This is a genomic window from Nitrosomonadales bacterium (assembly GCA_016716325.1).
GTDB lineage: Bacteria > Pseudomonadota > Gammaproteobacteria > Burkholderiales > Gallionellaceae > Gallionella.
Genome location: JADJWO010000001.1, coordinates 1,981,749 through 1,994,083 on the forward strand (window position 1 = coordinate 1,981,749; position 12,335 = coordinate 1,994,083).

The 12,335-nt window shown below is 61.0% G+C and carries 14 protein-coding genes; 13 read left to right on the plus strand and 1 reads right to left on the minus strand.

Annotation, left to right across the window (positions count from 1 at the left end):
• The first annotated feature begins 62 nt into the window (after positions 1–62).
• Genes IPM27_09560 through IPM27_09585 form a run of 6 tightly spaced genes read left to right on the plus strand, consistent with a single transcriptional unit; the run spans position 63 to position 5,531 of the window.
• A complete protein-coding gene (locus IPM27_09560) occupies positions 63–704 on the plus strand; it encodes a PilN domain-containing protein (protein MBK9161789.1) in 642 nt (213 codons plus the stop codon).
• Positions 701–1,372: a type II secretion system protein M gene (locus IPM27_09565; GenBank protein MBK9161790.1), complete on the plus strand. Its 672-nt coding sequence runs from the start codon at positions 701–703 to the stop codon at positions 1,370–1,372. The genes IPM27_09560 and IPM27_09565 overlap by 4 nt, the downstream gene beginning before the upstream one ends.
• A complete protein-coding gene (locus IPM27_09570) occupies positions 1,357–1,797 on the plus strand; it encodes a hypothetical protein (protein ID MBK9161791.1) in 441 nt (146 codons plus the stop codon). The genes IPM27_09565 and IPM27_09570 overlap by 16 nt, the downstream gene beginning before the upstream one ends.
• Complete coding sequence (locus tag IPM27_09575; GenBank protein MBK9161792.1) at positions 1,794–3,494, plus strand: secretin N-terminal domain-containing protein; 1,701 nt, start codon at positions 1,794–1,796, stop codon at positions 3,492–3,494. The genes IPM27_09570 and IPM27_09575 overlap by 4 nt, the downstream gene beginning before the upstream one ends.
• Before the next feature lies 1 nt (position 3,495).
• Positions 3,496–4,452 (plus strand): AAA family ATPase, encoded by a 957-nt coding sequence (locus tag IPM27_09580; GenBank protein MBK9161793.1) that lies wholly within the window; start codon positions 3,496–3,498, stop codon positions 4,450–4,452.
• The gene (locus IPM27_09585) at positions 4,449–5,531 is read left to right on the plus strand and encodes a tetratricopeptide repeat protein (protein MBK9161794.1); all 1,083 of its coding nucleotides are present in this window, start codon (positions 4,449–4,451) and stop codon (positions 5,529–5,531) included. Before IPM27_09580 ends, IPM27_09585 begins: the two co-directional genes overlap by 4 nt.
• Before the next feature lie 175 nt (positions 5,532–5,706).
• On the opposite strand, the gene IPM27_09590 is transcribed toward IPM27_09585, so the two are convergent.
• Complete coding sequence (locus tag IPM27_09590; protein MBK9161795.1) at positions 5,707–6,402, minus strand: ComF family protein; 696 nt, start codon at positions 6,400–6,402, stop codon at positions 5,707–5,709.
• A gap of 85 nt (positions 6,403–6,487) precedes the next feature.
• On the opposite strand from IPM27_09590, the gene bioB reads away from it, so the two are divergent.
• Genes bioB through IPM27_09625 form a run of 7 tightly spaced genes read left to right on the plus strand, consistent with a single transcriptional unit; the run spans position 6,488 to position 12,333 of the window.
• Entirely contained in the window at positions 6,488–7,483 is a 996-nt protein-coding gene (gene bioB / locus IPM27_09595) for a biotin synthase BioB (GenBank protein ID MBK9161796.1), read from the plus strand.
• A complete protein-coding gene (locus IPM27_09600; GenBank protein MBK9161797.1) occupies positions 7,483–8,766 on the plus strand; it encodes an 8-amino-7-oxononanoate synthase in 1,284 nt (427 codons plus the stop codon). Before bioB ends, IPM27_09600 begins: the two co-directional genes overlap by 1 nt.
• The gene (bioH, locus tag IPM27_09605; protein MBK9161798.1) at positions 8,750–9,520 is read left to right on the plus strand and encodes a pimeloyl-ACP methyl ester esterase BioH; all 771 of its coding nucleotides are present in this window, start codon (positions 8,750–8,752) and stop codon (positions 9,518–9,520) included. The genes IPM27_09600 and bioH overlap by 17 nt, the downstream gene beginning before the upstream one ends.
• Positions 9,507–10,376 (plus strand): malonyl-ACP O-methyltransferase BioC, encoded by an 870-nt coding sequence (gene bioC / locus IPM27_09610; GenBank protein MBK9161799.1) that lies wholly within the window; start codon positions 9,507–9,509, stop codon positions 10,374–10,376. Before bioH ends, bioC begins: the two co-directional genes overlap by 14 nt.
• A complete protein-coding gene (gene bioD, locus IPM27_09615; protein MBK9161800.1) occupies positions 10,373–11,053 on the plus strand; it encodes a dethiobiotin synthase in 681 nt (226 codons plus the stop codon). The genes bioC and bioD overlap by 4 nt, the downstream gene beginning before the upstream one ends.
• Entirely contained in the window at positions 11,046–11,756 is a 711-nt protein-coding gene (locus IPM27_09620) for a sulfite exporter TauE/SafE family protein (GenBank protein MBK9161801.1), read from the plus strand. The genes bioD and IPM27_09620 overlap by 8 nt, the downstream gene beginning before the upstream one ends.
• Entirely contained in the window at positions 11,743–12,333 is a 591-nt protein-coding gene (locus IPM27_09625; protein ID MBK9161802.1) for an SCO family protein, read from the plus strand. Before IPM27_09620 ends, IPM27_09625 begins: the two co-directional genes overlap by 14 nt.
• The last annotated feature ends 2 nt before the right edge of the window (positions 12,334–12,335 follow it).

Consider the following 12,335-nt stretch of genomic DNA (forward strand, 5'->3'; position numbering starts at 1 on the left):
TGCCAAGCACGTTGTGCAAGGTTGCCTGTGCGGCAAGCGTGTTGTGAGTTGGCGGGGTTGCCATGAGCCAGCAGATCAATCTTTTCAATCCGATCTTCATGAAGCAGCGCAAATATTTTTCGCTGCTGGCCATGCTGCAGGCGCTGGGGCTGATCGTGTTGGGCTCGTTGCTGTTTTATGGTTTTGCGCTGTATCAGGTCGCCCAGCTAGGCAAGCAATCGGAAGAAAGCACCAAACGCCAGAATTCCGAAATGGCGCGTCTGGCGCGCTATTCCGCAGAGTTTTCCCCGCAACAGGCCAATCAGGTGCTGCAGAACGAGGTTCAGCGTCTGGAAAAACAGGTGGCCGAGCAGGGTGAATTGCTCGAGTCCCTGAAGTCCGGCGCGGTCGGTAATACCAGCGGGTATTCGGAATATATGCGTGCGTTCTCGCGGCAGGTTGTGCCGGGGCTGTGGCTGACCGGTTTCAGCATGGCCGGGGATGCGTCGCAGATCAGCCTGAGCGGCGGGGTGACGGATCCGGAGTTGTTGCCGGCCTACATTCAGCGGCTGGGCAAGGAAGATATCATGCGTGGCAAGATGTTCTCCGATCTGCAGATGCAGCAGGGGGGTATGGGTGCGGGCGGGAGTGGCAAGCCCGCGCAATCTGTCCGCTATGTCCAGTTTTCCCTGCGTTCCAGTCCTGAAACCGGAGGCAAGAAATGATAAGAGCCTATTGGGAGATGGCGCGCAGCAGGATAGACGACCTGTCGCTGCGCGAACGCGCGATGATCTTCGCGGCGGCGGCGTTCGTGGTGGTTTCAGTGATGAATGCCGTATTGCTCGACCCGTTGTTGGCCAAACAGAGGATGCTATCGGCCCAGGTGGTACAGCAACAGGAGAAGATGAAGGAATTGCAGGCGCAGACAGCGGCATTGCTGCAGGCCAAGAACGATGTCGAACGTTCGCCGCTGCACACCCGGCTGACGCAACTCAAGGCGCAACTCAAGGAGCAGGAGGATTACCTGCAAAGTCGGCGCGACCGTCTGGTTGCGCCGGACGAAATGGCGGCGTTGCTGGAACAGGTGCTGAACCGGAATGGCAAACTGCAGTTGGTCGGGTTGAAGACCCTGCCGGTGAGTCTGTTGATTGAAAATGCACAGTCCGGCCCCGGTCAGGGGCCGCCCGCGCAGAGGCAGATATTCAAACATGGCGTTGTGATCACCGTGCGTGGCGGTTATCTGGATCTGATGCAATATCTGGTTGCGCTGGAAAAACTGCCTGCGCAGATGTTCTGGGGAGAGGTGAGCATGAAGGTGGAGCAATATCCCGATTCGTTGCTGACCCTGACGTTGTATACGCTGAGTCTGGATGAGACATGGCTGACCGTTTGATATCATTCATGGCCTTGATCTTCCTGGTGGCGTTTCAGGCTGTCAGCGTCCATGCTGCGGAAAACCTGACCGACCCGACACGTCCACCTGCTATGATTGTGGCTCCTGAAGCTGCAGTAGGAGCTGGCGCGGAGGGAATTCAGGCATCGGGCTTACGCTCGATCATTATTTCCAAAACCCGGCGTGCGGCGATCATCGACGGTGAAACCATCGAGTTGGGCAAGAAGCACGGCGATGCACGATTGGTCGAAGTGAACGAAGGTAGTGTTGTATTGCGTGGCCCGCAGGGCCGTCAGGTATTGACGCTGTTTCCTGATGTGAGCATTACGAAAAAAACAGGCGGAACAGGCTCTGCATCATCCGCGAACAAGACGCAGTCGGGTAAGCGCAAGACAAAAACCGACGCGCAACAGGAGGAAAAATGAGGACTACATTGTGGTTGTGTGTGGCGTTGTTACTGGCTGGTTGCGCCACGCCTGGCAGCCGGAATGGAGCGGCGGATGCCATCCAGCGCGAAATGGACCAGGCTGTGCAGGAGAGCGCGCAGCCCGGCAAGGCCGATGCGGTCAACAATGCCCTGCTGCCCCCCCTGACGGCGGATATGCCGGCCGTGGAAAACAAGCCGCTGGAGACCAAGTTCGATCTCGCGGTGAACAATACGCCGGTGCAGCAAGTTTTTATGGCCATCGTATCGGGCACGCGCTACAGCATGCTGTTGCACCCCGAAGTCGGCGGCAGCATCTCGCTGAACCTGAAGGATGTGACGGTGTTTGAGGCGCTGGAGGCGATACGGGAGATATACGGTTACGACTACAAGATGGACGGCACGCGCATCTACATCCAGCCGCTGACCCTGCAGACACGCATCTTCCAGGTGAACTACCTGACCGGCTTGCGCGAAGGCAAATCCTCGCTGCGCGTCACCTCCGGTTCCGTGTCCGATAGTCCGACGGGCGGAACGCCTGGCACCGCAACGACAACCACGACAAGTACCGCCAATCGCACGCAAGCCCAAGACAGCAGCAAGGTGACGACGACCAGCAGAACGGATTTCTGGAGCGAACTGGAACAGTCGCTGAAGGCGATCGTCGGAAACGAACCCGGGCGCAGCGTGGTGATCAGCCCGATGTCCGGCGTGATCGTGGTGCGTGCGATGCCGGATGAACTGAAGAATATCGCTGCTTATCTCAAGGCGTCGCAGATTTCCATCGAGCGGCAGGTGATACTCGAAGCCAAGATCGTCGAAGTACAGCTGAACGACGGCTTCCAGTCCGGGGTGAATTGGGCGGCTTTCAAGAGCGGCCCCAACAGCAGGGCATCAATCGGACAGATCGCTGCTGGCGGAACCATGGTTCCGGGAACAGCGGGCGCGGGTGCGCTGACACCGGGTGCTTTGACCGGCGGAACCAACCTCGGCACGGTCACGCCCGGCACCGATCTGGTGGGCGGCGCGAACGCACTCGGCACACTGTTCGGCTTGGCCTTCCAGACCAGCAATTTTGCGGCGCTGCTGAACTTCCTGGAGACGCAGGGTAATGTCCACGTGCTGTCCAGTCCGCGTATCGCCACGCTGAACAACCAGAAGGCGGTGCTGAAGGTCGGTACGGACGAGTTCTTCGTGACCAACATCACCTCGACCACCACGACCGGGACGGCGACCACCACTACGCCCAGCGTAACCTTGCAACCGTTCTTCTCGGGGATCGCGCTGGATGTGACGCCGCGCATCGACCAGAACAACGACATCATCCTGCATATCCATCCTTCGGTGAGTCTGGTCAGCACGGTCAACAAGACGGTGAACGTCGGCGGCGTGGGCGGCACCATGAATCTGCCGCTGGCCTCCAGTTCCGTTTCCGAGACCGACAGCATCGTGCGTGCGCGCGACGGGCAGATCGTCGCCATCGGCGGCCTGATGCGCCAGGCGACTTTCGACGACCAGTCCGGTTTGCCCGGCTTGCCCAAGCAGGTGTTCGGCCAGACCAGCAAGCGCACGGAGAAGCGCGAACTGGTGATCCTGCTGAAACCCACCGTGGTGGACAACGACAGGGACTGGTCGGACGACATCACGCGCAGCCGAGACCGCTTCAACGGGATGACCGGGCAGGGCGCAAAACCCTGATATGTATCTACAGCACTTCGGCCTGCGCGAACTTCCCTTTGGACTGACACCCGACACCAGTTTCTTCTTCGCCTGCTCCAGTTACCAGGAGGCGCTCAACACCTTGCTGGTGGCGGCGCGCAACGGCGAGGGCTTCATCAAGATCACCGGTGAGGTCGGCAATGGCAAGACGCTGTTGTGCCGCAAGTTCCTTGCCACGCTGAACCAGGGGCGGCAGTCCACCACGCTGATCGGCACGCAGGACGGGGCTGTGGCTGCGCCACCCGCGCCGCGGTTCGTCACTGCCTACATTCCCAACCCGTATCTCGAGCCACGCAGCCTGTTGTTGGCATTGGCCGACGAGTTCCGCCTGCCGCTGGAGAAGGACACCGACCAGCACCGGTTGCTGAAAGGCCTGACGCATGCATTGCTGGATTGCGCGCGTCAGGGACAGCGCGCACTGGTCTGTCTGGACGAGGCGCAGGCGATGCCGCTGGAAAGCCTGGAAGTGTTGCGCCTGCTGACCAACCTGGAGACCGAGAAACGCAAGTTGTTGCAGGTGGTGCTGTTCGGGCAGCCGGAACTGGACGAAAGATTGCGCCATCATTCGATACGCCAGCTGCGCCAACGCATCAGTTTCCAGTATGACCTGCAGGGATTGCGCAGGGAGGAACTGGAACGCTATCTGCGCCATCGCCTTGCCGTGGCCGGATTCGGCGGCGAAACACTGTTCAGCAAAGGTGCGGTGAGCAAGCTGCACCGTATCAGCGGAGGTACGCCGAGGCTGGTCAACATCGTTTCGCACAAGTCGATGATGCTGGCATTCAGCGAGGGGAGGCAGCAAGTGCTGCCCAGACATGTCCGCGATGCGGCAGCCGATACGCCGGAGGTGCGCCGCGACTGGTTACCCTGGGCTGTTGCGCTGATCGGGACTGCCGTTGCTGCCTCGTTGGGGTTGGCGTGGGTGGCGTTGCAATGAGCGTCATTAACCAGGTGCTCAACCAGCTCGAGCAGCGCGGCGAACATACCGCGCCGGAGCAGACCATGGTGCGTGCGGTGCCGCGCAACCGGCGCAGCCCGTTCGTGCCTGTACTGCTTGGATCGCTGCTGGTTGCCGCGCTTGCCGTCTGGCAGTGGGCCGGGCCCCGCAAATTGGAAAGCGTGGCGCAGTCAACCGTACAGGCGGCCGATTCTCCTGAGATTGCCGCAACCGTTTCATCGGATGCTTCGGCGATTGCGTCATCAGGCGAGCAACCGGCAGAAGTGCCATTGCCGGATTTGCGACTGAGTTTCGAGTTGAGTTCGGTGCCGATTCCCTCCGTCCAGCGCGAGGAAAGCAATGGGCTCGTCCCCGGGATTGAGGCCGCTCCTGCGGCAAAGCGGGCTGAGGTGGCGCGGCAGGATGTGCAGAGATCGGCACAGATTGCGCCGCCCAAGCTCCAGCCGTCCGCGCAAACATTCGCGGGTGCAGCGCCGATAAAGCAGATCAGCCCCGCGCAAAAGGCCGATGCCGAATTCCGCAAGGCGGCAGCACTGATGCAGCAGGGGCGTACCGACGATGCGCTGGCAGGATACGAGGCAGCTTTGCGTCTGGATGCCGGCCACGATGCGGCGCGCCAGGCGATGGTTGCATTGCTGCTTGAGGGAAAGCGCGGCGCGGATGCCGAACGGGTGCTGGAAGAGGGGTTGAAGAGCAGGCCGCAACATGCCGGATTCGCGATGTTGCTGGCGAGATTGCAGGTGGAACGTGGTACGGCCGAGCAGGCGATGGGTACGCTTGAGAAGACTTTGCCTTATGCCGATGCGAATGCCGATTACCAGGCGTTCTTTGCCGCACTGCTGCAACGCCAGAACCGCCACAAGGAGGCGATCAACCACTACCAGCTGGCGCTGCAACTCGCTCCGAACAACGGGATCTGGCTGATGGGCTACGGCATCTCACTGCAAGCGGTGCAGCGCAACGAGGATGCCGGCAACGCATACCGGCGTGCGCTCGAATCGAAGATGCTGAGTCCCGAACTGCAGTCCTTTGTAAAGCAAAAACTCAAAGCGCTTTAATAAAACCTCCTTTGATCCACGAAAAACACGAAAGTCACGAAATAAATCAATAGGCGGTGTGGGCATGACAATTAACCCATTGGGTGACAATCAAAAGCGTGACATCTTTTTGATTGCTTTCGTGTTGTTCGTGCCTTTCGTGGACTAACTGCTTTCTTCCAAGTTCAAAGATTGCTTAGTGGTCGCGGGGCAGGGTTCGCGCCACGACCCAGGCATCGACCCTGCGCGCGCCGCGCTTGCGTACCGCTTCGGCGAATGCATTCAGGCTGGCGCCGGTGGTCATCACGTCATCCACCAGAGCGACATGTTTGCCGCTCATGTCCCTGTCGCAACGGAACGCGTCGCGTACATTCTTCTGGCGTTCTTTCCACGGCAAGGCGGATTGCGGCGGCGTGTCGCGTACGCGCCGGCATGCATCGGACAACAGCGGGATGTGCAGCATGCGGGCGGCATGGGCAGCAAGCAGTTGCGACTGGTTGAAGCCTCGCTCGCGCAACTTGGCGGGGTGCAGCGGCATCGGAATGACGAATTCCGGGAGTTCCGTGTCGTCGATGCGGCATATGAGTTTCTGCGCGAAGGCATGCGCCAGGGCGAGCTGTTCACCGTATTTCATCGCATGTATCAGCTTGTCGAGCGGGAAGTGGTAGCCGAACGCCGCAACGGTCCGGCTGAACATCGGCGGTTGCGCCAGGCAATGTCCGCAAGTCTCCCAGTCATGTGAGGGTAGCGCGCAGACCGGGCAGCGCGGCATGGCGAGATAAGGCAATGACGCGTCGCATGCGCCGCACCAGAGTCCATCATGGCTCATGCTGCCGCACAGTACGCAGGGGTGGGCAGGCAATATGCGCTTAACTATTGTGCGAATGTTCATAAAAGTGTCGCCTGAAATTGGCAAGCCTCCGTCCTTTCCGCGATAATGCGCGTCCTGTTACGACCTTGAACCCGGTTAAACCACCATGAATACCCAGACCGTAGAATTTTGCCGCCCTGTCCCTGCAAACGATACTTCAATGCGCTGGAGTGTGGACGACATCGAATCATTGTTCAAGTTGCCGTTCGCCGACCTGATGTTCCGTGCCCAGCAGGTGCACCGCGAACACTTCGACCCGAATCAGGTGCAGCTTTCCACGCTGTTGTCAATCAAGACCGGCGGCTGTTCCGAAGATTGCGGCTATTGCCCGCAATCGGCGTTCCACAGTGCGGGTGTGGAGAACCGCAAGATGCTGGCAGTGCAGGAGGTCATCAAAGCAGCGAAAGCGGCACAGCAGGCCGGTGCCGACCGCTTCTGCATGGGCGCTGCCTGGCGCGAGCCGAGCCGCGAGGACATGGAGGCCGTGATCGAGATGGTGAAGGAGGTCAAGGCGCTGGGCATGGAGACCTGCGCCACGCTGGGCATGCTGGACGACGAGCAGACCGAGCAGTTGCGCCAGGCCGGGCTGGACTACTACAACCACAACCTGGATACCGCACCGGAGTTCTACGGCAATATCATCAGCACGCGCGACTACCAGGACAGGCTGGACACGCTGGAACGTGTACGCCGCGCCGGCATGCATGTCTGCAGCGGCGGCATCATCGGCATGGGCGAGACGCTGACGCAGCGCGCAGGGCTGATCTCGCAACTGGCCAACATGAATCCTTATCCCGAGAGCGTGCCGATCAACAATCTGGTCAAGGTGGAAGGCACGCCGCTGGCCGGGGAGCAGGACATCGACCCGCTCGATTTCGTGCGCATGATCGCCGTGGCACGTATCACCATGCCGACGGCGCGTGTGCGGCTTTCCGCCGGGCGGCAGCAGATGAGCGAGGCGGTGCAGGCGCTGTGTTTCCTCGCCGGCGCCAACTCCATCTTCTATGGCGAGCAATTGCTGACCACCGGCAATCCCGAAGTGGCCAAGGACCGGGCGCTGATGGACAAGCTGGGCATGTATCCCTTTTCTGAGAACCACTGATGACGTTTGCGGCGCTGCAACGCGATCTGGATGAGCGCGCCGCACAGGGCCTGTTGCGCCGCCGCCGCACGCTGGACAGTCCGCAGTCGCCGCACATCGCGGTCGATGGCGCGCCCTACCTTTCCTTCTGCAGCAACGATTACCTCGGCCTGGCCAATCATCCGCAGCTGAAAGAGGCGCTGCAACAGGGTGTTCAGCAATGGGGAGCGGGTGCCGGGGCGGCGCATCTGGTGAGCGGACATTTCACACCGCATCATGAACTCGAACAGCAACTGGCTGCCTTCGTCGGCAAACCCGCCGCGCTGTTGTTCTCCACCGGCTACATGGCCAACCTCGGCGTGGTGCAGGCACTGGTCGGCAAGGACGATACGGTGTTCGCCGACAAGCTCAACCATGCTTCGCTGAACGACGCCATGCTGCTGTCGCGCGCCAAGGTACAACGATACCGGCACGGCGACATGGCGCAACTCGATTCCCTGCTGGCGAAGCAACAGGGCGGCAGGAAGCTCGTCATCACCGATGCGGTCTTCAGCATGGACGGCGACATCGCGCCACTGCCGGAGCTGCTGGCGTTGTGCGAGAAACACGATGCATGGCTGCTGGTGGACGATGCGCACGGTTTCGGCGTGCTGGGCGCGCAGGGCAGAGGCTGCCTGTCTCATTTTGGATTGGATGGCGAATCAGGAAACCCGAGCGAGCGGGATGAACTGCAAGGAGCCGCACAGCGAGCGACGACACATACCGCGTTGGTAGGGGAGGAGCTCGCGAGCACGCGATACAGCAGATCGCCCGCGCAGCCGGGTTTTGAGCGCGTCATCCTGATGGGGACGCTGGGCAAAGCCGCCGGCGTCTCCGGCGCCTTCGTCGCAGCGGATCGGGTGGTCATCGATACGCTGGTGAACCATGCCCGCAGCTACGTCTACACCACGGCTGCGCCGGCGGCACTCGCGGTGGCACTGATGGCGAGCCTGAGGCTCATCGAGCAAGGAGATGAATTGCGCGATCACCTGTTCCGGCTCATCGGGAAACTGCGCGCCAGCCTGGCTGATCTGCCTTGGGCGATGATGCCCTCTGATACTGCCATCCAGCCGCTGCTGGTCGGTGACAACCGGCAGGCTCTGGCTTTAAGCGAAGCCCTGCGCGAGCGTGACCTCTGGGTCGCGGCGATCCGCCCGCCTACGGTGCCGCAGGGCACGGCGCGTTTGCGCATCACGCTTTCGGCCGCGCACAGCGTGGAGGATGTCGAACGATTGAGCGGGGCGTTGCATGAGCTTGCACGTTGAAACGCAAGGCAACGGCGCGCCGCTCATCCTGCTGCATGGCTGGGGGATGCATGGCGGGATCTGGGGCGAGATCGTCGAAAATCTCGCGCAGGATTTCACGGTGCATCGTGTCGATCTGCCGGGACATGGCCTGAGTTCTCCGACCGAAACTTTCTCGCTGGAGACGGTCGTCGCGCAACTGGCCGCGCACTTTGGTCAGCCGGTGACGCTTCTGGGGTGGTCGCTCGGCGGCATCGTCGCGCAATCCTGGGCGGCACGCGAACCGGAGAAGGTGGAGCGTCTGATCCTGGTGGCGAGCACGCCGTGCTTCGCCGAACGTGAAGACTGGGCGTTCGGCATGCCGCGTGTGATCCTTGAGCAGTTCGCCGCCGAACTGGAAAAGAACCATGCTGCGACCCTGCGGCGTTTCCTTGCCCTGCAGGTTCGCGGTAGCGAAGGTGAACGTGAACTGCTGGCCGGATTGCGTGAGCAGTTGTTCAGCCGTGGCGAGCCACAACTGGCGGCGTTGCGTGGCGGGCTGGATATCCTGCGCGATGCCGACCTGCGCGATGCCTTGCCGAGAATAATGCAGCCGACGCTGGTGATCGCGGGCGAACGCGACCGGCTGACCCCGCCGGAAGCTTCATACCATCTGGCCGCGGCGATGCCGACGGCACGTATGGTGGAGATCGCCGGCGCGGCGCATGCGCCGTTCCTGTCCCATGCGGATACATTTGTCGAACAAGTAAAGAGCTTTCTGGATGAACGAATTTGAAATAGACAAGAAACAGGTGCGGCGCGCTTTCAGCCGCGCCGCTGCGGATTACGACGCTGCCGCGGTGCTGCAGCGCGAGGTCTGCGTACGCATGCTGGAGCGGCTCGATTACGTCAAGCTGCAACCTGCGCGCGTGCTGGACGTCGGCAGCGGTACCGGATGGGGGACACGCCAGTTAAGCGAGCGCTACCCGAAGGCCGATATCACTGCGCTCGATATCGCGCTCGGCATGCTGCAGCATGCAAGGGGTACATCGAACTGGTGGAAGAAGCTGTTTGCCGGCAAGCGCGAAAGCTATCTGTGTGCCGATGTCGAGGCGCTGCCGGTCGCTTCCGGCAGCGCGGAGATGGTGTGGTCCAATCTGGCACTGCAATGGTGCAACGACCTGCCCGCCACTTTCGTCGAATTGCATCGCGTGCTCAAGGTGGAGGGATTGCTGATGTTCTCCAGTTTCGGGGTCGATACGCTGAAGGAGTTGCGCGTCGCTTTCCGTGAGGTGGACGGCTATAACCACCTGAACCGTTTCGCCGATATGCACGATATCGGCGACATGCTGGTGGCTGCGGGTTTCGCCGACCCGGTGATGGAGATGGAGAAGATCACGCTGACCTATGACGATGTGCGCGCCGTGATGCAGGACCTGAAGCGCATCGGCGCACACAATGCCACGGCGGGACGCGCGCCGGGGATGATGGGCAAGGCAGCCTGGCGTCGTGTCACGGAGAATTACGAAACACTGCGACGCGATGGCAAGTTGCCGGCGACCTTCGAGATCATCTACGGCCATGCATGGAAACCCGCGCCGAAGCAGGTTGCGGACGGGCGCTCGATCATCCGGACGGATTTCAGGCTATGAGCTACTTCATCACCGGAACCGATACCGGTGTCGGCAAGACATTGGTGAGTTGTGCCTTGTTGCATGCGTTTGCGGCGCAGGGCAGGACCGTTGCCGGTTTCAAACCGGTCGCTGCCGGTTGCGATGAGGATGGGCGCAACGAGGATGCCAGATTGCTGCGTTCATTGAGCAATGTCCCGCTCAGCTATGGACAGGTGAATCCTTATTGCCTGCGCGCCGCCATCGCGCCGCACCTCGCGGCGGGGAAGGAGGGTGTGCGTATCGATCTGTCGCGCATCGAAGCTGCCTATCGCGAACTGGCAAAGCGGGCAAACACGGTGATCGTGGAAGGCGCAGGCGGTTTCATGGTGCCGCTGAACGACACGCAGGACAGCGCGGATCTGGCACAGGCGCTGGACTTGCCGGTGATCCTGGTGGTGGGCATGCGGCTGGGTTGCCTCAATCATGCGTTGCTGACGCTGCGCGCCATTGCCGATTACCAATTAGAATGCGCGGGCTGGGTGGCGAACGTGCTGGATGGCGGGATGCCTGCGTTGCAGGAGAACATCGACACGTTGCGCGAACGCATCGCCGCGCCTTTGCTGGGTGTGGTGTCGCAGATGGCAATACCGGATGCCGGCGTGGCAGCACGGCATATCGATCTGAAACTATTGGAGCAAGGTTCGACGAATGAGTGAATTCAGCATCATCGCGGTATTTTTCGTCGGACTGCTCGGTGGCGTGCATTGCCTCGGTATGTGCGGCAGCATCGTCGGCATCTTCACCGCACAAGTACCGAGAGACAAGGCACACTGGCCGTTCCATCTCGCCTACAGTGGCGGGCGTATCACCAGTTATGCGCTGGCCGGGGCATTGGTTGGTGCAGTGGGACAGGCCGGTCTGTTGATGCGCGACGCGGTGCCGGTGCAACATCTGCTGTTTGCACTTTCCAGTTTCATGCTGGTCGCGTTGGGATTGTATCTGGCGGGCATCTGGGGTGTGGTGCGGCAGCTTGAGCGTCTGGGCGGGGGGGTATGGAAACGCTTGCAACCTTATACTGCCAGACTGTTGCCGTTGAATACCGTGCCGCGCGCATTGGGTCTGGGCATCCTGTGGGGATGGCTGCCATGCGGTCTGGTGTACAGCGTGCTGCTGACCGCTTTGGCGAGCGGCGACCCGATACGGGGCGGATTGATCATGATGGCGTTCGGTTTGGGAACCTTGCCGAATCTGCTGGCAATCGGACTATTCTGGGAAAGTATCGAAAGCTGGGTGAAATCACCGCGCGTACGCTTGGTCGCCGGGTTGCTGGTGGTCGGGCTCGGCGTGTATGGGTTGATCAAGGTGGGCTATACGTTCTATATAAACGGTTGGGCGGGGAGTTGTCATGTGGCGGCGTAATGTAATCTTCCTGATGCTGGCGATGGTGCTGGCAGCCTGCGGCGAACCCAGGTTGCCATCCCCGTTCCATGCCAGCGAAGTCGGCGGCAAACTGGCCTCGGCGGATTTCAGGCTGACCGACCATAATGGCAAACTGCGCACGCTGGCGGATTTTCGCGGCAAGGTGGTGGTGATGTTCTTCGGCTATATCCATTGTCCGGATGTATGTCCGACCACGATGGCCGATCTGGCGCAGGTGATGGACACGCTGGGCAAGGATGCCGACAGGGTGCAGGTGCTGTTCGTGACCGTCGATCCGGAGCGCGATACGCCCGAACTGATGACGCAGTACGCTCCCGCGTTCCACCCCTCATTCCTCGGTCTGTACGGGGATGTGCAAGCCACCGTGAAGGTTGCAGAGGCGTTTGGCGTCGTGTATCAGAAGCAGCCGACCACCTCGGGCTACAACGTGGATCACAGCGCCGGCACGTATCTGATCGATGCGAACGGCAAGGTGCGCCTGCTCGCGCCCTATGGGCAGCGAGCCGACTGGCTGGCGCAGGACATCCGGCTGCTGCTGGCCATGGGCGGAAAATAACC

Coding starts and splice junctions, on each gene's coding strand:
- IPM27_09560 (MBK9161789.1), top strand. CDS start 63: ATGAGCCAGCAGATCAATCTTTTCAATCCGATCTTCATGAAGCAGCGC.
- IPM27_09565 (MBK9161790.1), top strand. CDS start 701: ATGATAAGAGCCTATTGGGAGATGGCGCGCAGCAGGATAGACGACCTG.
- IPM27_09570 (MBK9161791.1), top strand. CDS start 1,357: ATGGCTGACCGTTTGATATCATTCATGGCCTTGATCTTCCTGGTGGCG.
- IPM27_09575 (MBK9161792.1), top strand. CDS start 1,794: ATGAGGACTACATTGTGGTTGTGTGTGGCGTTGTTACTGGCTGGTTGC.
- IPM27_09580 (MBK9161793.1), top strand. CDS start 3,496: ATGTATCTACAGCACTTCGGCCTGCGCGAACTTCCCTTTGGACTGACA.
- IPM27_09585 (MBK9161794.1), top strand. CDS start 4,449: ATGAGCGTCATTAACCAGGTGCTCAACCAGCTCGAGCAGCGCGGCGAA.
- IPM27_09590 (MBK9161795.1), bottom strand. CDS start 6,402: ATGAACATTCGCACAATAGTTAAGCGCATATTGCCTGCCCACCCCTGC.
- bioB (MBK9161796.1), top strand. CDS start 6,488: ATGAATACCCAGACCGTAGAATTTTGCCGCCCTGTCCCTGCAAACGAT.
- IPM27_09600 (MBK9161797.1), top strand. CDS start 7,483: ATGACGTTTGCGGCGCTGCAACGCGATCTGGATGAGCGCGCCGCACAG.
- bioH (MBK9161798.1), top strand. CDS start 8,750: ATGAGCTTGCACGTTGAAACGCAAGGCAACGGCGCGCCGCTCATCCTG.
- bioC (MBK9161799.1), top strand. CDS start 9,507: ATGAACGAATTTGAAATAGACAAGAAACAGGTGCGGCGCGCTTTCAGC.
- bioD (MBK9161800.1), top strand. CDS start 10,373: ATGAGCTACTTCATCACCGGAACCGATACCGGTGTCGGCAAGACATTG.
- IPM27_09620 (MBK9161801.1), top strand. CDS start 11,046: ATGAGTGAATTCAGCATCATCGCGGTATTTTTCGTCGGACTGCTCGGT.
- IPM27_09625 (MBK9161802.1), top strand. CDS start 11,743: ATGTGGCGGCGTAATGTAATCTTCCTGATGCTGGCGATGGTGCTGGCA.